The sequence below is a fragment of the Paenibacillus sp. FSL H8-0537 genome, from assembly GCF_038051995.1.
Classification (GTDB): domain Bacteria; phylum Bacillota; class Bacilli; order Paenibacillales; family Paenibacillaceae; genus Pristimantibacillus.
The window spans coordinates 5,174,214-5,199,042 of record NZ_CP150290.1 but is presented as its reverse complement, the minus strand read 5'-3'; the positions used below and the strand labels follow the sequence as shown (position 1 = coordinate 5,199,042).

Sequence of the window (24,829 nt, the reverse complement as noted above, 5' to 3'; positions counted from 1 at the left end):
AATACCATTTTCGATGGAAGATTTAGGGTGATAAATCAATGAACTATCGAAGCTCTATTGTACTTTTACTTGTTTGTTTGTTGACATCCTGTGGAAGAGCAAATTATCAATTAAATTCAGAGTTACCGGGGGGATTAAACACCGCCTTCCAATTGAAAAATTACTCTGATTCTCAAATTATTACACTAGGCGAAAACTATCAAGTGGGTAAAATATTCATGATATTAGACAAAAATATGGTTGGTGAAGTCAACTTAACATACTCTAATAGAGAAACAGGTGATGATCCTACTGTTGCACAAATTCAGATTAATACAAAAGAGAAAAAAATAAAGGATATGAGGGTTTTAGGAGATGACAGTAAGCTAGATCCCGGAGAGCTTGACATAGATAGTTGGACAGTAGATAGTAATGTCGCTATCGATAACGCCTTGAAAGCTGGTAATAATATTAAGAATTTAAATTATGATACAATTATTTGCCAAACTTATAATTTCTATTTAGGTAAGTACCAAGTTTGGAGTGTCCAATTCATTGATTCAAGTAATAATAAAAAATACTGGGCAATAGTTGATCCTAAGACTGGTGAAATTATAGATAACGGTAATAAAAATTGAACTAAGGAATTGCCACATGTGAATGTGCACTCTATTAAGTAATAGAAAGGATAAGGTAAGGTAAATGCAGAAGAATATTTTTAGCATAATTACGTTAGCAGTATTGTTGATTTTTTCATTTTCGAGTATTACCTCATGTTCAGAATATAAGGAACAGACCCAGGAAAGTACAGGGATAGGGACTCCCAAATTTAATGATACTGCATATAAATTATTTTATGGTGAATGGGAAATTCGTAAAGTTGCAGCTACAAATGAAAGATTTCCTCCTGACCTAGATGTGGTACAACAAGAGGTTGGAAAAAAAATAATTTATTCCGAGGATAAAGTAATATTAGATGGTAAGGAAATAATAGAAAATCCTAATTACTCAATAGCCATTATTCCGATTCGCGATCCTAGTATGCAATACATCGCATATATGCCGCCACTAAACGAAATAGGGATAAACGGCGATTATTTTGTCTTTGTTCACGTTCTAAATAGCGTCGGTAATTATGTTACAGATATTGGAACATTGTTTTATATAAAAGATGATAATACTTTAATCATGTATGATGATGGTGGAACATTGTTTTATATAAAAGATGATAATACTTTAATCATGTATGATGATGGTGGAACATATTTCGAAATGAAGAGGATAGCCCATATAAAAGATGCTGAGCTGGGTGAAAGGTATTTTTGATATTTAATTGAATTTGTTTCACCACATGCGAGTGTAACAATTTATTTGATAAAAGCGTTTTATTATCCTTAAATTTAGTAGAGCCAAGCACGCCTTTGTATTATCTCTAAGGAGCGAATAAATGACAGATCGAATAGTTATGAGTATATTTTTTTTGTTGGTATTTGGTGGGTTTGGTGTGCTAAATATACTTTATACTGAGTTTATGATTAGAACAACATCAAGTTTCAAGAATCAAAAGAAAGCAACAAAAGCAATGATAAAGCGATTTAAAATAAGCGGATATATGACAGTAGTATTTTCTATAATAATGGTAATAATTACGTTGATAGGAGGACTTAAAGGAATCTAAAACATATAATGATACTACTTGTGGGTGTGAAAACTCCAAGTGGTTTCTTTTTGTGTAGAAAGCTTTTTCTAAGGATTGGGGATACCCTGAAGCTGCAAGTGGAGCGGAATTGTTGAAGTTTACAAGATAAGGATGATGTAAATGATGCTGAATAAGGTTGGTAGTGTGAAGAAAATAGTAATCTCTTTTTCGTTATTTGTAGTAATAACTCCAATGTTGCTGAACTTTATTCCTATAAAATTTGCGGTTAAACTCGTCGAAGCACAACAAAAGCTAAACCAAGGAGAATATATTTCTGTTACGGAATCTAAATATGTACTTGATACAGGTTGGATTGCAAAAACAAACATTAATTCACATTTAGAAGAGAACCTTGCTATGAGAGTGTCTAGGAATAGCCCAAACAAATTTTTATCCGAAAAGGAGTTTGATTTTAGATGGTATGAATTAGAAAATAGATTTTTATTAATAGGTAACGTCGAAAGTTTTGAAAAAGATAAGGAAACCAAAGTTCGATATGCCAATCTAAATGTAGATGAATGGGAAATCGTATATCCTCTAAAAAGAGCATCCTTTAGAAAATACTTTACGCCCAAAAGCTATTTCAATATTTATGATTATGACTTGATAAAAGTAATCACTAGTGTTGCATAAATCTTCGGACACATTTAGTTGGAAAATACAAAAATTATTTTTTGTTTCGAATTCAAAAGATTGAACAGTCCTTTCAGTATCCATATAATGATTGCTAAACCAGATAAAATCATGTGGAGGGAATGTATAATTCATGAAAATTTCAGACTTTAATCTGAGACAAGCTGCATTTCGCTATTTACAATCATTTCATTTAGCACGGAATTTCAATGTGGGTAAGGACGAAGAGGATATTTTGATAATTACTTTATGTGACTACCCATTTTACGAGGGTGATCAAAAGTTAGTAATTACTTTTACTAATATAAAGGATTTAAAAGTAGGTGATGTTTGGGGGATAGTTGATTTAGAAATAAATATACTTGATATTTCGGATCATCAATTAGAAGGTTTAAAATACAGAGTAAAAGAAGAAGAATATGAATTATTTTCGTTTCACTGTAAATCCTTTGATTTTGAAATTCTTTAGTATTGATTAAATATTTTTAAAGTGTCCATCTTACGGGTTACAGTTCAGAATATACATGTGGTTTCTTGCTTACTTCGGAGACTTAAACTAGCTTCATTTAAGAAAGGAGATCCATGAAAAAATTAAGATTGAAATGGATGAGAATCTTAGTTTTCTGCGTTGTTATCATTATGATTAGTATAATCTTTCTAATGTACGATAGATTTGAGCGAAATATCATGAGTTTCAAGATAGCAACTCACTTTGTGGGCTGCTATATATTATTTTTTGAACTTTTTTTTGCAATGTGGAAAGAGATTAAATCTAACTTAATTAAACTGAGAAATATAATATTTGTTGGAATTTACGTCTGTGGATTTTGGTTTGGATTACTAACTGCTATACAATTTTCTAATCTTTTTGTAGATTCGTTTATAATTGGTTATCAAAGTAAAGAAATCGTAATTTTAAGTAGTGAAAAAATTTATAATGATAGTGATAGGATACTAGTGATAATGGATGAAGAAAGAAAAGTATTTTCTTTAGCTCCAGGATATGTACAAATAGAGGACAACTCAAAATATCTCGTCCATGTATTTGTAAAAAGTAAAATAGTTATTCCTATAGAAGTGTCAAGCTAAGTACGATGCCTCAACCATAAAAGCTTCGCGTGCGGTTTTCCATCCTAGACACTTTCGAGGACAGTTTAATTCACGAGGCTTATTAAAATTAGAACTTAACTAAGGTAGGGTATATATGAGATATTTCAAAGACAGCTTATGGACAGCGATTAATTCAGGTAATATCGAAGCAAAAAAACTTGCGAAAATAGAGTGGAAAGACAACACTAGACAGTATCTTTTTGAATACATGAAACTAGAAAAAAGACTGCCTAGGGAAGTGTTTGAGCATTTTCTAACCATTGATTTTCATGACTATAGGTTGAAAGAGTATAAAATCATTCACAATCATTATGGAGATCCCAATCCCATTCAATTATTTATTACCGTAACAAAAGATACTGAACTATGGACCATTGAATATAATCAAATTAAGAAATTGAATATAGATGTTGTTGTAGAGGAAATCGGAAATAGAGGCATGGATGACTGGGGATACCACGAGTTGCTCATTGTGGATGAAAAGACAATATCTCATGAAATTTTATTTGCTTCGGGCTCAACCATCCTCATTTATTTCTTAGATAATGGAATTTCGGTTAGAAAAGAACCTTAAAAATAAAGGTCCTACATGATCGTGAGGCTACTAAAGCCTGGGAGATCAGAAAAATTTGGTGAATACGGCGTTCCTGCTTTTTACGACTTTTCTCAAGTCTGCTGACCATACGTTTAGCCCATTTACTTTTTTAAATGTCGTTTCCCTCAAATTTGGTTAGGTCAATTTATCTGCTGCTAGGTTCTCTGTGTCTAAGGCTTTGGTGAAGGAGAGTGGATAGAACTTTGAACAAGTATCATTTTCAGGTTTCAAATAATGCTGAACAGTACTGTGATGAAGTCATTAATGAAATGGTAAAACTATTTAATATTTCATATAATGAGGCCTTGGGTCGGGTAAATAGACATTGGGTAGGGAATAGGTTCGATGATGATAGCTTGTTGTTTCATATGCTGCCTGAAGAATGGGCGAATGATATTTATTATGGGGTAAACTCATTTTGGTGGAAAAAAGAGAAGAAGGACTTGATACCTCTGCCATTTAGTGAAGAGATATAATTTGAAGTTGTTCAATCAACCACTATATGAGGTTTGGAAATGGACCTAGGTACACACTCTTAGAGGATGAACGTTTGCAAAATCGACTGCGTAAGGATTTAAGCCGTTTTGGCAAAAGATTTGGTCCTGCTATTTATTTGCCATCCGATTGTAAAGTTGAACCTTTATATAATATGAGGATGGAACGAACTTGGGAGGAAACGGTGAATAAATTGAATCATGAATTGGGCAGCCCGAAAAATCGCTGAAAGAGTTATTAGCATGTGTTGAAGGAAGAAGGGAACGCTGCGGTTATTACGTCGAGTTATTCTAATATGAAGTTATGAGCCGATTTTAGAAGTGAATCTTTATAATTGAGGGGTTAGCTATGGCTCTTCTGTTCCTTGACGTTTGAGCTTGCGGGATAGGTTGGAGTGATGACGCCCAAGCTTACGTGTAATCGCTCTAGCGAACCATCCCAATTGATGGAGTACTTCTAGCTGACTTCTCTCTCTTGTAGTAAAATATTGGTAACTCATGGCTGATTCTCCTGTGTAGGAGGAGTGTGGAACTTCATTTTACACTCGAATCGGTCATGGGCCATTTTTATGTGTCGCACTTCATATAACAATCCGTCATCTACCTATGTAGCTATAATAATTTATTAGAAAGTTGGGGACTTTTCGCATTAACTCTTAAATCATTTAATAATATTGTGTAATTAAATTGTTTTTTTGTTTTAGTTGACAATATAGGTCAATAATCGACAAATAAACTTATTAATCGACAAAATACCACCGTTTCAAAAGATGAGATGGTGACTTATGATTGTTGAGGAAGTTATTGTTTCCATAAGTTAGGGCGCTTATATATGGCACCCCAAAGAGTTTGAAATTCAAAACAGTAATAATGTGGTATCTGCTAATTGTCCTCAGATTACCTAAATAACCTCAGGAGTGTGAACGTATTGAAAAGAACTAAAATACTAATTTATTTGCTACAGACCGTTTTTTTTATTTTTATGCTTAGTATTAGTCATAGTAAAGCATTTGCAGCAGAAAATATTATCACGCCTAAAGAAACATTCGAAAGTGGGGCTTATGCTGGCACCAGCTACATTCCGATTAATGGAACGATTACCAGTGACCCACAAAAAGTAGTGAATGGAAGATATTCAGCGTTATTAAGTTCTCCTCCGTCAGAAGTCTGGAAAGAATTTAATTATACAAATTCCGGTAAAATTAAATTTGAAAAGAATACAGCCTATTCTGTTACTTTCTCCTATAAATCAATCGAGATGAACCCCTCCGATGCTAATCGCTTTTTCTACTTTCTAGCTCGAAGCACTGATAATGATACTCAGGAGGACAAAGGATATATCGCTTGGACGGATGAAGTCGGGAATAGCGGGATCAGAACGATGACTTTTACAACAGGAAATAAAGAGAATTACTATTTAATATGGGGGATCCACGCTGGAGGAGCAATTTCCATTGATGATATTCAGATTGTAAAAACCACTTCTGCCGGCAGTGAATCTTTCGAAAACGGTTCTTTTGCCTCCACTAATTTTTTGGCAGGCGATGGTGTGATTACAAATGATCCAGCCCAAGTAGTGAGTGGACAATACTCAGCGTATCTCAGTTCAAAGCGGACGGAAGACTGGAAGGAGTTCTCATACACAGACACGAATAAAGTCAAATTTGAAAAAAACACTAAATATACAATCACCTTTTCTTATAAGTCGATTGATATGGAGGCAACAGGAGCAGAGCGCAGTTTTTATTTTCTGGCAAGGAGTACGGATAATAAAGAAGATAAGGGATGGACAACATGGAACGAAGTCAGTGGGAATAAGGGGAGTAAAACAGTAACGTTTACCACGGGAAACAAAGAAAATTACTATTTAATTTGGGGTATTTATAGAGGAGGAGCACTTTCACTAGATGATATAGAGATTACTAAGATGAATGAATCTTTTGAAAGCGGTACTTATACTAATACAATTTTTACTGCGGGTCATGGCGGCATCATTACAAATGATCCAGCGAAAGTGATTACAGGTCAATATTCCGCTTATCTTGAATCCCAGACAGGTGAGGTATGGAAAGAATTCTCCTATACTGATTCTGATAAATTCAAGTTTGAAGGAAATACAACGTATACAGTGACATTTTCCTATAAGTCTATAGATATGAATGCTTCGGATAACGATCGTTTTTTCTACTTTCTGGCTAGAAGCACCGATAATTTGGAAGATAAGGGATGGATGACTTGGAAGGATTCTACGGGAAACAAAGGTAAGAAGACGGTTACGTTCACAACAGGCAGTAAAGCAAACTACTATTTAATCTGGGGGATACATCAGGGCGGGGCTCTATCGTTGGATGATATCAAAATTGAAAAAGTTAGTGAATCCTTTGAGCAAGAAGCTTACAGCGCAACTAACTTTTTTCCGGTTTCCGGAATAATTACTAGCGATCCTGCAAAAGTAGTCAGCGGGTCATACTCCGCCTTCTTAAGTAATTCTACAGCCCAAGGAGGAAAAGACTTCGCAAGTACAGATACTAACAAAGTGAAATTTCAGCGCAATACGACCTACACCGTGAGCTTTGCTTATAAAGCAGTAGATATGCAGCCTAATGATAATAATCGTTATTTTTATTTTAGTGGCCGGGGAATGGATAATACTGAAATGAAAGGCTGGACTATATGGAATGATGTCACAGGCACCAAAGGAATGAAAACGGTAACCTTCACAACGGGGGATCAAGATAATTACTATTTGTTTTGGGGAATTCATGGGATGGGTGCACTCTCCATAGATGATATAATCATTCAACAATTAACAACTTATCAATATGATGATAATGGAAGATTAGTTCAAATTAGATTGGCGGATAATCAAGTGATTAGATACTATTATGACGAGAACGGAAATTTAATAACTACCAAGGTAGAGTGAAACATTTGAAAAATTACGAATTTTAGAATGTAGGAGAAAAATGATGCTAAGAAAATCAGCCTTTTTGTTTATTTGCGTAATAATAGTTTTTATATTAGTTCTTCCAGTTGTAGGAGCGAAATCAGGAACAAATTATATTTATAACAAAAATGGACAGCTAGTTGAATTAACTGATTCGAACGGTACAATTGAGATGAAATACGATAAAAATGGGAATTTACTGAGTAAATCTATGATCGATAATCTATTATCTAATTCTGGGTTTGAGAATTATTCGGGTTCCGAGAATGCAGCAGATGGCTGGGATCGATATATGGCGTCAGGGGTCACGGGAACTTATGAAATCATCACTGCAGGGGTAGCCGAAGGACGACAAGCCCAGAAACTAACGGTAACCTCATTTCCTAATACTGGAGATGGTGCGAATGTCTCACAGGTGATGTTTATGAAAGGCAATCAAAGTTATAACGTAAAAGGGATGCTGAAGCTGTCTAACATGAAGGATGCGAAATTTTCCGTGATAGCGTTCTTCTATGATGAGAATAATCAGTTGATTGAGGGACAAACGCCTGTCGAGAATAGGCAAAACACTGCAGACTGGGCAACGTTTTCAGGAAATATCACGGCCCCGGCAAATGCAACATCAGCACGGGTACATTTTCACCTTAGCGCAACGGCAAGCAATGCCCAAGGCACGGTATATCTGGATGGAGTAACTGCGACCTTACAAGAAGAGGCTAATCAAGTGTTCAATGATGGCTTTGAATCAAATAAAAGAGCAGATAGGGGAGCAGATGGCTGGGATCGATATAAGGCGTCAGGGGTCACTGGAACTTATGGAATCATTACTGCAGGGGTAGTTGAAAGACGACAAGCCCAAAAACTAGCTTTTCCAATACTGGAGATAGTGCGAATGTCTCACAGGTGATGTTTATGAAAGGCAGTCAAAGTTAAAACGTAAGAGGGATGCTGAAGTTGACTAACTTTTATTATAATCATAGTTTTGAAGACGATAGAAATCAAAATAATCTACCTGACTTTTGGGAGGTTAATTGGCGAAATGGTAGTAGTGAAGGAAGTATAGCTGTAATTGCTCCTTATGTGCCTACAGAAGGGAAAAGTATTTATCGTCTTTATAATGGAATGGGAGATGTGGCATCTTATCAATATGTGGATTCAGAATGGATACCGGTAAGAGGGATACAAAATTATACAGTCCTTGCTGATATGAGGTATGGATTTAATACGAATGGTAATAGATAATGTTGAGTTAATACAAAAGAAAATACCGTAAAAAACAGATTGAAAGATGTTTAATTAACTTGTTGCTAGCCCATGGCTGATTTTGTGTAGGGGTAACTGATTTCCTCCTGCATAAGAATTGGCTCTGGGCTTTTTTTAATTTGCAGTTTATTGCACTCTCATTAAAAGTTGAAGAATACATCTCAAGTTCCATCAATATCAGTGTTAATAACCTTTTATTTCTACTTATACGACATTTAAATCTAAAATTCGACAAAATGTCTTAATGAAATATAGGAATAGAGAATGGTATATTTGTTGTTGGGTCTTTTAGGGGGATGAAGGGATTCTTTATTGCATTGTTTTCAATTGATAAAATGTAACAAGACTAATATAAAAGGAGTAGAGTAGTGAAAAATTCATATGGCTACAAAATAATAATAAGTATATGTATATTTGCGATGTTAGGTCAGTACCATTCGGTTGGAAGTATTTATGCTTCTACAATTAATCTTCAGGCTTCCCAAGGTCAGCCTGCTATTAAATCAGGAATTAAATATATATATGGTAATAATGGTTTACTTGATTATATTCATTTACCAACAGGACAGTTTATGAAACATAACTATGATGGGAATGGAAATTTGCTTCAAAAGAAGAATGTTGCAATGAGTCCTACCAATAGTCTTGCATATAATGGGAATCAAGTGCTAGAACTCTCAAGTAACGGTGTCAATACAGCAGCAGGTGGAAAAAATACCGTCGAATTTTGGATGTACTGGGATGGTACAGACGCTGCGATGCCGTTTGCTTGGTATCCAGGATATGATTTATATATAGCGGGGGGTATGTTCGGATTTAATATTTTTAATGGAGATATTATGGGAGTGCCGTCGGCAACATTGAAAAACCGATGGGTGCATGTAGCAGCGGTTTTTTATAACGGAGAAATAAACCCAACCAATGTCGAGCTTTACATAGATGGAGTGAAACAAACTTTAAAGGATTTTGCAGCAACCTCAAGCAGGCGTCCTGTAAGTGTAGGCAATAAAGTGAATATTGGCGGGTATGCAGAAGGCGGAGCGAATCACTACACGTTTAAAGGCAAGCTGTCCAATATGCGAATATGGAATACAGGGCTCTCTGCTGAGCAAATACAATTTAACATGTATCGCAAGCTAGCAGGAAACGAGCAGGGACTTGTGGGAGAATGGGTCTTGTTCGAAAGCCCTATAGAATCAAAGCAATTTAATGGAAATCAAGTGCTGGAGCTCTCAAGTAATGGCGTAAATACAGCAGCTGGTGGAAAAAACACCGTCGAATTTTGGATGTACTGGGATGGTACAGAAGCTGCGATGCCGTTTGCTTGGTATCCAGGATATGATTTGTATCTAGCATCGGGCATGTTTGGATTTAATATTTTCAACGGAGATATTATGGGAATACCATCAGCATCGTTGAAAAACCGATGGGTACATGTAGCAGCGGTATTTTATAACGGAGAAATAAACCCAACCAATGTCGAACTCTACATAGATGGAGTGAAACAAACTTTAAGGGATTTTGCGCCAGCGTCGAGCAGACGACCTGTAAGTGTGGGCAATAAAGTAAATATTGGAGGGTATGCAGAAGGCGCAACGAATCTCTACACATTTAAAGGCAAACTGTCCAATATACGAATATGGAATACGGGGTTGTCTGCTGGTCAAATTCAATCCAGTATGTATCGCAAGCTAGCAGGAAATGAGCAGGGGCTTGTGGGAGAATGGGTCTTGTCCGATAGTCCGTTAGAATCAAAGCCATTCATTGGGGATCAAGTAATGGAACTTTCAAGTAATGGTGTCAATACAGCAGCAGGCGGGAAAAATACCGTCGAATTTTGGATGTACTGGGATGGTACAGACGTTGCGATGCCGTTTGCTTGGTATCCAGGATATGATTTATATATAGCGGGAGGTATGTTCGGATTTAATATTTTCAACGGAGATATTATGGGAGTACCGTCGGTATCATTGAAAAACCGATGGGTACATATAGCGGCGGTATTTTATAACGGAGAAATAACCCCGACCAATGTCGAACTGTATATAGACGGTGTAAAACAAACTTTAAGGGATTTTGCAGCAACGTCTAGCAAACGCCCTGTAAGTGTGGGGAATAAAGTAAATATTGGCGGGTATGTAGAAGGCGGAGCGAACCACTACACGTTTAAAGGCAAGCTGTCTGATTTGCGAATATGGAATACAGGGTTGTCTCAAAGCCAAATTAAGTTCAATATTTTCAAAAAACTATATGGTAATGAAACGGGTTTAGTCATGAATTGGAAAGTTATTGATTATGGATATATACTGACTGAAGCTTAATTCTGCTTCAATACGGCTCATGCCTGAATATTCCGTGTAGGGGAATTGATAAGTTTGAACTACACGGGATACAGTCATGGGCTATTACTATTTGTCGAATTAATGAATTTTACGACTATAAATTCATTTGAAGTATAAGAAAAAATATTTTCAACTTAAATTTCGACATATTAAAACAAATTTCTACAAAATCTCCTGATGAATATAATAATGTAATCATGTTATATTAATCTCTGGGTCTTTTAGAGGGAGAGAAATATTTACCATGTTATAGAACTTGATAGGTGTAGAAATATTTTTCTAATACTGTAGGTGGGGGTTCATATGTCTAAAAATTCTTTTTTTACACGGTTAATGATGGCTTTTTTAATGTCGCTTGTAATCGTAACAACAATTCCTACAGGAGTTTTTGCTAATCAACAGAGTAAAGTAAATGAAGTTTTATTAACACGCAATAATGAGAACTTACTTGTCAATTCGGACTTTGAGGTAACAGGAATAAATGGAATATCTAAAAACTGGGAGAGCTATGGCTCTGCAAATTTTAGTTTAGTCAGTAATCCTGTATCGAGTGGAGTGCAAGCTCAAAAGATAACCGTATCCAATTTATCAACAGGTGATTTTGTTTCTGTCAATCAGGCTTTAGAGGTTGTTCCTGGTACTCCGTTTGTATTGAGCGGAAGGTTTAATATAGAAGCTTTATCCCATGCAAAAGTTCAACTCCAAGCTGATTTTTATAATCACGAATCCTATCTTTCATCAACTGTTCTTGATTTGTCTCAAACGAACACAGGTGGCTATGTAACGCTATCTGGTCATGATATCATTCCTGAAAAAGCCTCTATTGTACGTGTACATGCCCTAATTCGATCAACGGGAAGCAATGGAGCAGGTACCATCTATGTAGACTCTATTAAACTCGCTTACACAAGCGAGGAGAATTTAGTTGCAAATTCTGATTTTAAACAGTCAGGAGCTAGCAATTCATTAGCAGATGCATGGGCAAGCGTGTATTCAGCCACCTCTCAATTATCTTTAGTAACAGACCCCTTATTAAATGGAAAAAAGGTTCAAAAAATAGCTGTAACTCAGTTGCCTAAAAATGAGTTCGTGAGCGTTTATCAAAAGATGAAGGTAACGCCTAAACAGTCATTTAATATAAGCAGCAGAATTTCCGTGGAATCTTTGACAAATGCTAAGGTGCAGCTTTATGCAGATTTTATGGATGGCAGCCGTTATGTAGGTAGCAAAACGATGGATTTGGATGTGAAAACTTCAGGAACTTACTGGACATTATCTGGTTTTGGTGAGGTTCCCGCAGACGCATCAACCGTGACCCTTCATGTTCTAATAAGAGGGCTGGATAATAACGCTGCAGGTGCCATTTATATCGACAATGTTAGTTTTGAATACGCAGTTGAGGAAAATCAATTGAAAAATGGAAGCTTCGAATTACTGGACTCAGGAAATATGAATACTGGAATGAATGCTTCTAGCTGGTCCTACACTTGGGGAACTCAATCTTCCTTTGAGTTGGTCACAGCATCCAATCAAGTAACGGATCAACTTCGAGCTCAGAAAATAACGGTTTCCCAATTACCTAATAATGAATTTATCGGAATTCACCAATCGCTAAAAGTAACGCCGGGCCAATCTTATTCAGTAAGCGGTCGTTTTAAAATTGATGCTCTTCAGCATGCCAAAGTACAGCTGTTTTTGGATTTTTCAAGTGTTAATTCGTATGTATCTACCGATATCGTAGATGTTCCTACAACAACTTTAGGTGAATACATTCATGTTTCAACGATGGGAGTAGTTCCGCAAAATGCGGCGTTTGTTCGTGTCTACGCCATTATTCGTTCGCAAGGCACCAATGGAGCAGGCACATTTTTCGTAGATGACATGAGATTTAGTCAGGAATCGAACCTCTTGCGAAATGCAAATTTTGAACGGGAAAAATTAGGGGGAAATGTTGCTCAGGATTGGAAGCTCGTGAAGCCTGTAAGCTCGATTGAGGTTAATCAGGTAATTAAAAATCAGTTCCAGCCTGATGGGCAAATGAATGTTTATTCCAGTTCAGGCTTACTTACTTATTCAACCCAAGCTAAAAATGAAAAACGATTAAATACCTTCTATAAATATGATTTAAATGGAAACTTGATTAAAAAGCTGAGCCTGTTAGCAAATAATAGCCGCACTCTAATTTATCAAGGGAGTACGTCGCAAAAGGTGGCGGGCTCTTGGATTCCTAAAAATGAATTTTATAGCATCTCTCAAACCTTCATAGTTAAACCGAATCTATCCTATAAAGTTTCAGGTCATGTAAATGTGGAAATGCTTCATAACTCAAAGCTGCAATTGTATATTGATTTTTATGATTTTTCCGGGAATTATGTTTCCAGCAATATAACCGATGCTGTACTAACGAATGGGCAGTATATATTACTAGAAAATCAAGGTCAAACGCCTAACCAAGCTAGTTTTGCAAAGCTGCATTTCTTACTAAGAGCCAATGAAGCAGATGCTGCGGGAATTTTTTATGTGGATAAAGCAGCGTTTTATTACAGCTAGCTCAAAAGGATGATTTATACAGAAATATAAATGGTGGGGATTAGAAATGAGTTCAGGAACATCACGTATTTACTTAAAAATTTTGTTTATTGTTTTAGTGTTAATGACTGTTACTAATCTAGCTTATGCTAGCTCTTCCTATCTTTATGATAGCAATGGAAGACTTATTTCTGAAGTGAGAGACAATGGTGAAAAAGTAGATTATGTTTACGATCAGAATGGGAATCTAATTTTAAAGGAATACACAGGCAGAAATTTAGACTATGCATTTACCAAAGAGCAGGGACTAAACGATTGGTATTATCAGATTTGGAATGGAACAAGCTTTGAGGATATGACTTGGAACACTAGTCTTTCGAGATGGGAGGGCAAGACCGCTTGGGAAGTTATTGGGAAAGATTGGATTCATCCAGGCGTGAATGATATCGCACTTACTTGGCAAGTACCTCAAAGCGGTGCCATACATATAGGTGGAAAAATCAAGAAGCACCAAATTAATTTGCTTGGCGATGGTATCAATCTTAAAGTGCTGAAAAATAATACTCAAATATGGCCAACAACGGGATGGAAGCATCTTGCTGGAGACGATGCAATAGGCATTGATTTAAATCTGGATATGAACGTAGTAGCGGGGGATAATGTCTCATTTATATTAAATAAAAATGGAAATCTCAATTACGATGGTACAGTGTGGAAGCCAACAATCAAGTATGTTGAGAAAGCATCGGAAGGATTTAGTTCCGAACAAGGTAAAAATAACTGGTCTTACCAAATTGCCACTGCAGATGGCTATAAAGATATGGCATGGGACACAACGGCTTCCTTGTGGAGAGGAGATAACCGTTGGGAAATTATATCACAAGAATGGATGCATCCCCATATAAATGATGCTGCTCTCAAATGGAAGGCGCCACAAACTGGCATTATACACATTTCAGGAAATATAAGAAAACATCCCATTAACTTAGAGGGGGATGGAGTCGATTTTAAAATTATGAAAAATGATACGCAAATATGGCCCGTATCAGGGTGGACTCATCTCGAAGGCAATGATGGGATTGGGAAAAATTTGAACTTAGACGTAAAGGTTAATAAAGATGAAAAGATCTATTTTGTTTTAAATAAATATGGAAATTTGGTTTCCGATGCTACTATCGTTAATCCTAAAATTACGTATGTAGAAAAAGCTTCAGCCGCATATGGATCAGAACAGGGCAAACACAATTGGTATTACCAAACATGGGATGGAACCGTATATAAAAATATGGTATGGGATAGCACGTTGTTCAGATGGAAGGGAGATCATGCTTGGAGCTTAATTACTAAAGATTGGATTCATCCTCATACTAATGATACGGTCTTCAAGTGGGTGGCTCCAAATACAGGAACGATTAGAATCAAAAGCAATGTGAAAAAACACCCTATCAACCTTATAGGAGACGGTGTGAATACTAAAATTTTGAAAAACAACACGCAAATTTGGCCAGACTCAGGTTGGAAACGTATTGAGGGTAATGATGGCAAGGGAGCCTCAGTTATTAAAGAGCTGGAAGTCACTCAAGGAGACTCCATCTATTTCAGGCTTAATCAGAATGGAGATTTCTCAAATGACGGTACAATATGGGATCCGGTTATTGCTTACTTGTCTACTAAGGCTGAAGATCCGCCAGTCGTTACTCCTACTGAGCCTGCAGAAAATTTGTATCTAGATTTTGAGGATGGAACCGTTCAAAACTGGATTGGTCAGGGAGAAGGAGTAGTACTTTCCAACACACAAGAGTTGGCATACGGTGGAGCAAGCAGCTTGAAGGTTTCTAATCGAACGTTAGGCTGGCACGGGCCAATGTTAAATATAACGAACCATATTGTTCCTCAGCAGAGTTATCAAATTAAAGCATTTGTTAGATTGCCGCAAGGAACCCCAGCAGCACAAGTCATGATGACGATTCGCCGGACGCTGCCAGATGGAAACAGCTATTACGACAATATTAGCACCAAAATGGTTACTTCAAGCGGATGGGCGACTTTTGAAGGGATATACCAGTTGAATGAACCAGCTACAAGTATGTATTTATACTTAGAGAGTGCAAGTCCTACTGCTTCTTTCTTATTGGATAATGTAAGCATTGAAGCATATTCGGCTGAGCCAGCTCCGCTTGTTCACGACTTTGAAGATGGGACAACACACGGCTGGTATGCTCAAGGCGAAGGTGTACTGGTTGCCAACACACAAGAGGCGGCAAGTAGTGGAAGCCATAGTTTGAAAATTAGTAATCGATCGGCTGAGTGGCAAGGCCCTGCTTTGGACTTAACCAGCTATATGAAGAAAGGGCAGACCTATACCCTATCGGGCAAGCTGCGTTTGCCTCAAGGCGTAACGGCCTCTGACATATTATTGACTATGAATCGAACGGATGAAAATGGCTTGCATTATTACGACAATGTGAGTGCTAGTCATGTAACAGTAGATGGCTGGGTGGACTTCGAAGGCGTCTATACTTTTACTGGAACAGTGGCCGGTTTAAATATTTACATGGAGAGTCCTAATGCGACTGCTAGCTTTTACTTAGATGATTTCAAAGTGGAGAAATATGTAGAAGCTGCGCCTGTGGTGAGTCATGATTTTGAGGATGAAACGCTGCAAGGGTGGGTCGCACAGGGAGAAAGTGTTGTGCTTCAGAACACAGGCGAAACGGCAAATGGCGGTCAGCGAAGCTTGAAAGTATCTGATCGGACAGCAGAATGGCAAGGGCCGCTGCTTGATTTGACAAGTCTGCTGAAGCCCAACACGAAGTATCGAATCAAGGCAGCAGTCAGGTTGCCGCAAGGCACGGCTGCCTCAGATCTCTTATTTACCATTCATCGTGAAGCTCAAGATGGAACCCATTCCTATGATAATGTTAGCGCAAGCTCAGTAACGGCTAACGAGTGGACGATGATTAATGGGACCTATGAATATAACGGTGCAGCAGCAAAAAATCTGTCCCTATATGTAGAAAGCAACAACGCAACGAGCAGCTTTTATATCGATGATTTTATCATTTTACTAGATAAATAGAGGAGATCGGTCAACTTGAAGAAGGTCATAAGTTATTTTTTAATCATTAGCTTGTTATTATCTATTTTCGCAGAAATGGGGAGCCCTGTTGCATATGCTAAATTGGAAAATAATATATCAGCCCTTACTGTAGAAGGATCCGTTTACGTCCCCGGAAAAAATCCGTTAGTGGATGGAGAGTTATCTGTCGACGAGTCGGTATATGAGAAAAAATGGGGTATTTTTTCAGAGGAGCAAGTGGAGATCATTACCCAGCAGTATACGCTGGAAATGAAGAAACTCGCGGTGTATTTCTATTCGGAGTTAACACCTCTGCTAGAGACTGAGCAGTTTTTTGAAGTATTAGATTGGACTGGAAAAGAGTTTCCAGCGCTGATTAAAAAGCTTACAGAGGAACAGCGTGTCCTACTAAGAGAACTCACTCCCTTAACGATGCAGCAATACGATTATGATTACAATCGTGAGGAAGTACTAGCTTTACAAAACACACCTGTGGAAGTGACCACGATTGATCTAGAGGGCAATCTGGTAGAACCGAACGAGAGTGTGACAGAGTCTACTTATACCGGCATTGCTCAAGCTAAGGTAAGCGGAAAAGTATCGACTGCAAGTACGGGAAATAGCTATCGTTTTACTGAAAAAAATAGTGATTTTCAATATAAAGCTAGCACGGATGGTAACGTAGATCCGATTTATAAAACAGCCAATCAAAAAGATGTTGATTTATATTTACCGGGTAGGAATGGTTTGGATTTCACTTTGGTTAGAAGTTATAGTTCAATGAGTGCAAAGATTATGCAGCCAAGTTTAGATGGTGACATAGGCTTTCCAGGATGTCATCCAGATAATTCTTGGTTTGGAGATGGAAAGCTTGATTGTTTAGGTAATTTTCCTTATCCAAGCTTTTATGATTATGGCTACGGCGACGATTTAGGCTTTATTGCGACGGGATGGTCACTGAACATTCCTAAAATGACTGAGGGAAGTATTCGCGCTACAATCGGCGCAACGGCAACGAGTGGCAGCTATAATTACTATAATCGTGCTTCTTATTCTTCAACGGATACCATAACTTTTGATCTAGACGATGGATCGTCTTATGAGTTCAGAGATAATATCAAAACGCCATATAATCATCCATATAGTAATGTTACTTATTTCCACAACGGAACGGGTTACAGTTTAGTGGTGGATGATAAAATCACATATTCGTTTAACAGTGATGGTCAAATATTATCAAAAAGCAATCGTTTTGGTGATCAAATTACTTATGACTATCAGCGATCGGCTAATCGAATGATTATTACCGACTCGATTGGACGGAAAATCCAGACCGATGGGCCGTATATTGTTCAACCATTTGGCATTCAAGGATTTACGGTCACGGATTCACAGGGGAATGTGACTCATAAAATAGAATATAATATCAGTTCAGATAATCCTATTATGCAAGCTAGAACATATGTATTTGGAAGTTTTGATCAATATAAAAATGATGAAAAACCAAGAAGTATTTTATTTTATAAACTCAATAGTGTAGTTGACGTGTTAGCGAGCAAAACGTTAAAAACTTATTCCTATCTCGCTCCGGACCTTACGACCAGAGCGGATTTTAACTTTGAAGATGATTATTCTTATTCACTACAAAATGGTCAGCCTGTTCTGGATTATTTAAATGGAGCAGAATCAAGTCTAATCGTGGATCGCGATAGACAGGTTCATGGTGAAATTAACTATTTGTTATTAAATAAGGTTACAGATACTAGTGGGTTAGAAGTCACGTTTAATTATAGACTGTATAATTGGGATTGGTTTATAGAGGAGAATGGTTATAAAAGAGAAGAAAGAAGAGGGACGATGCGATTGTATTTGGATCCATGGAACCTCACATATATTGGATATCACCCCGTTACAAAAGTGCTTTATCGATACACAAATCAAGCTGGGGAGCAAAAGCTGCTTACGCAAAATGTCTCTATAAATGCAGGAGTAGCACAGGAAATATGGACAACACCTAAAACAGGCGGAATTGTAGAAAACACTCGATTGAAGAACAGTAATAACTTCCGCCGTCCAGAAGTAAAAGAGAGCATTTCTTTAGATTTATTAGAATATAGAGAAAGTCGAAGTTACGTTTATCGGCCAATAGGAAAAGGGTTATTCGTACCAATTTCTGAGACAAACGGGTTAGGTGGATATAGTAATTCTTTGTATTTCACTGAGGATGGGACAGCATATGGTGTCTCTTTTCAAGAGATGCAAGCTTATCAATATGATCCAGGAAAAAACAAACCGTATTTAACCAAAGTATTTGGTAATGATAATAAGTCAGATATAGATAAGTTTTTGTGGTCGGGTAACGATCGCACTTTACCTGCCAATCTGGATAAATATGCAACGCTTTATCGCACGGAATATGATGCCTTTGGATATGTGATTTACCAAGAAGATCCATATGGGAACAAGACGGAGACGGCTTATGGCGGACCCTATCATCAAATTAGTTCCAAGAAGCAAACGGCTGCGGATGGCTTAACGAAGATAGAAATAACTTATGCGTATAACGCAGATGGTACGCTCCTTCGTACAACGCAGCTTGGTAGCTATCGCGATCCTGCTACGCCAGCGGTTGTCCGTCAGGATCAAACGGTCACGGACTATTTGAATTATAATAATTCCAAGCAACCTACTCGTATTCGTACGACTAGCTCAGGCAGTCAGTATGATCAACAACCGACAGAAACGATTGTAGACATGGAATATGATGCAAGTAATTTACATGTAATAAAAGAAACAACGAATGTGACTTTAGGTAAGGGGAAGACGCCTACACCGCTGGTTGTTCTTTATGAATATAACAATAAGGATCAGCTTAAAAAACAGACTTTTCCTGATGGTAGTACAGTAACGTATAGCTATGATTCGAGCGGTCGAATGGCTTCGGAAAGCTATACCCCGTCTGCTGCTAATCCTGGTTCTGTAAAAACTACGGGTTATACGTATAATGACGCGCAGCGCCTAGTTGTACAGACGAAAGCCGACGGAGAGAAAGTTAATACGTATTATACGCCTTATGGTGATGTCGAAAAGCAGGAACAAGTAGTTGGAAATACGTTACGTGTGCTCGTAGTGAATAAAACGAATTTGACTGGAAAACTCTTGAAAAGCACATTGCCTTATGACTCTGCAAATAAAGAAGTGAAATATTTATATGATAGTAAAGGACAAGTGAGAAGAATAACGGATCCTATAGGACAAGTGACAAATTATTATTTCTCAAACTCGATGACCAAGCAGGATGGATCTTCCTCTTATTTGCAAAACACGACTAAAGTGGTTGGCCCAGATGGCAAAGAGACTTGGAATTATCAAGATCAAACAGGTAGAACCGTAAAGCAGGTAGAGAAGAGTGGAGAAAAAACGAGAACGATTTTAAATACGTATTCCCCATTGGGTGCATTATCGCAAACGCAAGTTGTTGCTGAAGGTGTTGCGCAAACGACACAGTATGGTTATGATACAGCAGGTAACTTGATTTATTTAAAGGATAACAACAATCAGGTCAATCGTTATGTGTATAATCGCCTAGGTCAATTGATTGCTACGTATACCAATGATAAGCTGCAAAAGCAAAGCGAATATAACGAAGTCGGTTGGCAATTGACGAAGATGAATGCAGAAGGGAAAAAAGAAAGCTTTCAGTATACGAATACGGGACTGTTGGATACACGTACTGACGAAATGATGCAAAAGCATCAATATTCGTACACGCCATATGATGAAGTAAGTCGACTATCAGTAAAAGATACGGCAGGAATAGAAACCTACTGGGAGCAGTATAGCTATGATTCGGCTACACGTCTTCCAACAGCTACAACGACGAAAGAGGGAGAAACGTTAGGTTATCAATACGACCAGTGGAAGCGTCTGAGCAGTCAAACGGTGGCAGGTCGACAATATGAACTGGAATATGATGGATTTGACCGCATGACTGCAGTGAAATATCCAGATAATCAAAAAGTTTCATATACTTATGATGTCTTAGATCGTTTATTGACCGTAACGACACCGGATATGGGCACCGTAGGATATAACTATATGGTAGGTCAAAATGAGCATACGAATACCTTGACGTATCCGAATGGTGTAACGCAGCAAAGAAAAACAAATAGTTTTGGAGAATTGAAATCATACAATCAAACCTTGCAAGGGAACGTATCCAACTGGAATGAAACTTTTGGTTACGATGGCTTTGGGAATATTACCAGTATAAATCGAAATGGCTCAATTCAGGCTTTTAGTTATGATGCATTGAATCGAATTAAAGAGGAAAATACAGCAGAAGGTCAACGGACTTATACGTATGATGATCGTGGCAATCGTTTGACGGTGAGTGGAAGTTCACCTGATTTAACTGAGGAAACAACGACGTATAGTTATAATGCCTTGAATATGCTTAAAACGTACTCCTCTTCAAATGGTACACAAGCTACCTATTCGTATTACGGTGATGGTCTTCGTGCAACGAAGATAGTAGATGGAAAAACAACTCGATACGTGTATCTAAATGGTCATATCATTGAAGAGCTCGATGAGAATGGAAATACAAAGGCTCGAAATGTTTGGGGCAACGAATTGCTGTATCGACATGACTATGTAACAGGAAAAGAAGGATACTATTCTTATAATGGTCATGGGGACGTAGTGAGGATTACGAATGATAGTGGCATTGCAATTAATTCTTACGATTATGATATATGGGGAAATCTACTTTCGCAGACGGAAGGTATGTCTAATCCGTTTAAGTATACGGGCGAAGTATATGATGAGGAAAGTGGATTGTACTATCTTCGGGCAAGATATTATGATCCGAGTATAGGACGGTTTATTAATGAGGATACGTATGAGGGAGAAGTTGCAAATCCGCAAAGTTTGAATTTCTTTACTTATGTTTATAACAACCCATTGAGATATACTGATCCTAGTGGTAATGTAGCATTAGATCCAATAGTGTTTGAGTACAATGTACTGATTAACCAAGAAAAGATTAATTGGGCAGTAGCGAATGAAAAAGGTGATAAATTAGGTATGCAAGCTGCTTCAAAAGAAGCTGAGCGTCTTCGAAAAGAGTTTATGAATCTTACTGCTGACGCACTTGAACTAAGGACCGGGTTAATTAAAAGAGATGATAAAGCACTACTCCAATATACTGTTACTAATCAAGATTCTACAAAAGCAACAATTATATTAGTTGATAATAATGGAGTTGTGTATTATGAAGCTGATAGGAATTATAATTACTGGGAACAATCTCATACTTATTCAAAGACTGAAGAATATCATGCTAGAGCAGGAAAGGCGTTTATTGGTTACGTAGGAGGGGGAGTAGCTACTTTTGGAAAAACAATCGTGACTATGGCAGGTACAGGTACAGTGGCTACTGGTTTATTGGAGTTTTTTGCGCCTATACCTCAGGCTAATGCTACAAAAACAATGATCTACCGCACAAATATAAAAACGGGAGTAGTGGAAAATATGATAATTGACACAGATGGAGCTTTTATAGTTAATGCTAGATATTGGAGAATATATAATTAATGAAAAAAATATACAATTATTTTTTTTATGCATTGTTTTTATCCGTTTTTATATTGATTGTTTTTTCTTCATCAACTGAAAAGAAGTATGGATTTATTTTTATGTCATATCTTTTTGTTGTATTCATTATTACTAGATTTAAAAAAATGAAAGAGATATTTCTTATTATGATAATTTTAGTTGTTAGTTTAATATTTTTTTTAATTATGTTTTTAACAAAAGGGGGACTCTGGATTTAATAACTAATTTTAAGAAAATATTGTCAAAAGGTCAAGACAGTATGCATAGTAAGCTGACGTCGATTTTCACTTGCGTCAGCTTATTTTATTTCCAATGTAATATAATAGTGGGAAAATTACCACAACCGACAGAGTGATCTCTAATAGATATAGAATATCAACGGCGGTTCCTTATTGTTTTGATATATTAAAAAAGTTACTACGTAGCACCTTCATAGCAAGTTTCTCTTAGTTATATATTGATTTTAGCATGTACCTCATTCTTTCATGTTAAATCCTTTAAAAGTTATAAGAGTGTATTAAAGAGAAGCATGTGTTAATTTTGGTTATCTATTTTTTCAAAAAAAGTAATTGAGATATTTATGAATTATTCTTAAATGGAACATGCTGTAATTATTATTTTATGAATTTATTGATGCAAAATCAAATATTAATTTAAATATAATTCCACTTAAATTTTGCGATGATCTAGTTTTTTGGATGAATATATATAAATTAATATGCTTAATTTTCACCTTTGAAATCATTCATAACGCCTAATCTTCCAATCCCCATTCCAATAGACAACCAACAACAGAAAATGGTACCATGAGAGTATCTGTTTGGCTAGGTTCCGCCTTTCTTTTGGTGTCTCTATCATTTGCGGACGGGACTCAATCTATCATTAAAAACGCCCCAGGTAATCGACAAAAATTTGGAGGAAATACATACGTGAAAACAAAACTAGCAAAAACACTGCTAGCCCCGTTGCTCGTTACTGGCTTGCTGCTGTCGCCGCTGGCTGGAACGACTTCGACGGCTTCTGCTGCAAGCGCTGTTACGACAGCAGCGTCCACGACGCAGGCTATTAAAGTCTATATTGACGGTAGCAAGCTTTCGCTACCAGCAGCTCCTTATGTAAAAAACGGCGTGACGTTCGTGCCGATGCGTCAGATTTTCACAGCGCTGGGCGCTTCCATCACTTGGGTGGAGAAAACGCAGACGATTATCGTACGCAAAAACACAACGACGGTATCGCTGACCGTAGGCAAGAAAGAAGCGGTTGTTGACGGTAACACCGTTAAGCTTGATGCAGCCCCTGCCGTGAAAAATGGCACCACCTTCGTACCGACCCGTTTCGTGGCCGAGGCGCTTGGCGCCAAAGTGAAATGGGATAACGCGGCGCAAGCCGTTCGCATTACTTCCATAGAACAGCAATGGGCAGAAACTTACGAGGAGTACGAGGAGACGCCTGAGGATGACCGTACAAAGCTGACGCCTAAGGAAATCGTTGAGCAATACGACGAAAGCGTCGTTTTGATTACTACGAATAAAGCGCTTGGCAGCGGCGTCGTTATCGGCGATCGTTGGATTCTGACTAACAATCACGTCATTGAAGATGCGAGCTCGGCAACGATTACGTCGATCTATGGCGATGAATACAAGGTTCAAGGCGTCGTTGTCAGCCGACCAAGCTCAGATCTTGCGATCATTCAGACGGATGAGTCGCTGTATTTGGAGCCAGTGAGCGTAGGCTATACGGTTCCAGAGAAAGGCGATAAAGTCGTAGCCATCGGCAGTCCGCTTGGTATCCAGAACACGGTATCTGATGGTCTGGTAAGTAACATTTCATACGAAGATGGCCTCACTAATATTCAGACAAGTGCGCCAATTGACCACGGCAGCTCCGGAGGAGCGCTGTTTGATGAATACGGCGATCTGGTCGGCATTACAACCGCTGGCTACACTTCGCAGGCCGACCTAAACTTTGCTGTATCTGTTGCCCACGCGAGCCTGCTGATGGGCTTGCTGCCGGAAAGCCCGCAGGAGGATGTGGCGTTCCTGCCAGCGATTTTGCCGGATACGCTGAAAGGCGCTTCGATGGAAACGATCACGGCGCTAATGAAGAAAGAATTTGGCTCCGTATCGACAGGCGATGGCACAGCAGACTTCAGTAATTGGGAAGTGAAGCGGGATTCGCAGGGCTGGATCGTGCTGACGGCAGATATTGATCCGCGCTTTTACACGTATTATGGCGGTTCTTCCGCTAACGATATTCGCAGCTGGGCCATTAACCTAGGTCATGAGCTGAACCGCATGCTTCCGGGCGAGACGATTCAAGTTATCATTTCCTTCGACCGTACATTCGGGTTCCAGCCGCGTGGCTTTGCGGAAAATGAAGTGACGGCGCTTGGCGACAATAAGTGGAAGGTTCGCTTCCCGGTTCTCGACATGCAGCTGAAAGACCAGCTTTATATTAGCATGAAAGACTAGCACTTATTACCTAAATCATTCTTCTTAATCTTTTGGTTAAATCATCAGGCTGTTGGCGGGAGCGTAAGC

16 protein-coding genes are annotated in these 24,829 nt (G+C 37.9%); all 16 read left to right on the top strand.

Translation table 11 applies throughout. The annotated features are described in order from the left end of the window. Nucleotides 1-38: 38 nt before the first annotated feature. Complete coding sequence (locus tag MHB80_RS21930; protein WP_341278974.1) at nt 39-617, top strand: hypothetical protein; 579 nt, start codon at nt 39-41, stop codon at nt 615-617. Nucleotides 618-681: 64 nt separating this feature from the next. Beyond that, on the top strand, nt 682-1,305 hold the full coding sequence (locus MHB80_RS21925) for a hypothetical protein (RefSeq protein WP_341278973.1): 624 nt from the start codon (nt 682-684) through the stop codon (nt 1,303-1,305). Nucleotides 1,306-1,426: 121 nt separating this feature from the next. Further along, entirely contained in the window at nt 1,427-1,657 is a 231-nt protein-coding gene (locus MHB80_RS21920) for a hypothetical protein (protein ID WP_341278972.1), read from the top strand. 141 nt (nt 1,658-1,798) lie between these two features. Next, nucleotides 1,799-2,311, top strand: a complete 513-nt coding sequence (locus MHB80_RS21915; protein WP_341278971.1) for a hypothetical protein — start codon at nt 1,799-1,801, stop codon at nt 2,309-2,311. Nucleotides 2,312-2,444: 133 nt separating this feature from the next. Continuing rightward, nucleotides 2,445-2,780: a hypothetical protein gene (locus tag MHB80_RS21910; protein WP_341278970.1), complete on the top strand. Its 336-nt coding sequence runs from the start codon at nt 2,445-2,447 to the stop codon at nt 2,778-2,780. A 218-nt stretch (nt 2,781-2,998) separates the two neighbouring features. Continuing rightward, nucleotides 2,999-3,400 carry a hypothetical protein gene (locus MHB80_RS21905; RefSeq protein ID WP_341278969.1) on the top strand — a complete coding sequence of 134 codons (402 nt, stop codon included), beginning with the start codon at nt 2,999-3,001 and terminating at the stop codon, nt 3,398-3,400. 115 nt (nt 3,401-3,515) lie between these two features. Further along, on the top strand, nt 3,516-3,995 hold the full coding sequence (locus MHB80_RS21900; protein ID WP_341278968.1) for a hypothetical protein: 480 nt from the start codon (nt 3,516-3,518) through the stop codon (nt 3,993-3,995). Between the two features lie 224 nt (nt 3,996-4,219). Next, nucleotides 4,220-4,492 carry a hypothetical protein gene (locus MHB80_RS21895; protein ID WP_341278967.1) on the top strand — a complete coding sequence of 91 codons (273 nt, stop codon included), beginning with the start codon at nt 4,220-4,222 and terminating at the stop codon, nt 4,490-4,492. Nucleotides 4,493-5,438: 946 nt separating this feature from the next. Continuing rightward, the gene (locus MHB80_RS21890) at nt 5,439-7,436 is read left to right on the top strand and encodes an RHS repeat domain-containing protein (protein WP_341278966.1); all 1,998 of its coding nucleotides are present in this window, start codon (nt 5,439-5,441) and stop codon (nt 7,434-7,436) included. Between the two features lie 40 nt (nt 7,437-7,476). Beyond that, nucleotides 7,477-8,364 carry a carbohydrate binding domain-containing protein gene (locus MHB80_RS21885; protein WP_341278965.1) on the top strand — a complete coding sequence of 296 codons (888 nt, stop codon included), beginning with the start codon at nt 7,477-7,479 and terminating at the stop codon, nt 8,362-8,364. Between the two features lie 47 nt (nt 8,365-8,411). Further along, complete coding sequence (locus MHB80_RS21880) at nt 8,412-8,699, top strand: hypothetical protein (protein WP_341278964.1); 288 nt, start codon at nt 8,412-8,414, stop codon at nt 8,697-8,699. A 389-nt stretch (nt 8,700-9,088) separates the two neighbouring features. Further along, a complete protein-coding gene (locus MHB80_RS21875) occupies nt 9,089-11,041 on the top strand; it encodes a LamG domain-containing protein (protein ID WP_341278963.1) in 1,953 nt (650 codons plus the stop codon). Nucleotides 11,042-11,365: 324 nt separating this feature from the next. After that, complete coding sequence (locus MHB80_RS21870; protein WP_341278962.1) at nt 11,366-13,612, top strand: hypothetical protein; 2,247 nt, start codon at nt 11,366-11,368, stop codon at nt 13,610-13,612. Nucleotides 13,613-13,658: 46 nt separating this feature from the next. After that, complete coding sequence (locus MHB80_RS21865) at nt 13,659-16,670, top strand: carbohydrate binding domain-containing protein (RefSeq protein WP_341278961.1); 3,012 nt, start codon at nt 13,659-13,661, stop codon at nt 16,668-16,670. 15 nt (nt 16,671-16,685) lie between these two features. After that, nucleotides 16,686-22,268, top strand: coding sequence for an RHS repeat-associated core domain-containing protein (locus tag MHB80_RS21860; RefSeq protein ID WP_341278960.1), 5,583 nt, complete (start codon nt 16,686-16,688; stop codon nt 22,266-22,268). 950 nt (nt 22,269-23,218) lie between these two features. After that, nucleotides 23,219-24,760, top strand: a complete 1,542-nt coding sequence (locus tag MHB80_RS21855; protein WP_341278959.1) for a stalk domain-containing protein — start codon at nt 23,219-23,221, stop codon at nt 24,758-24,760. The last annotated feature ends 69 nt before the right edge of the window (nt 24,761-24,829 follow it).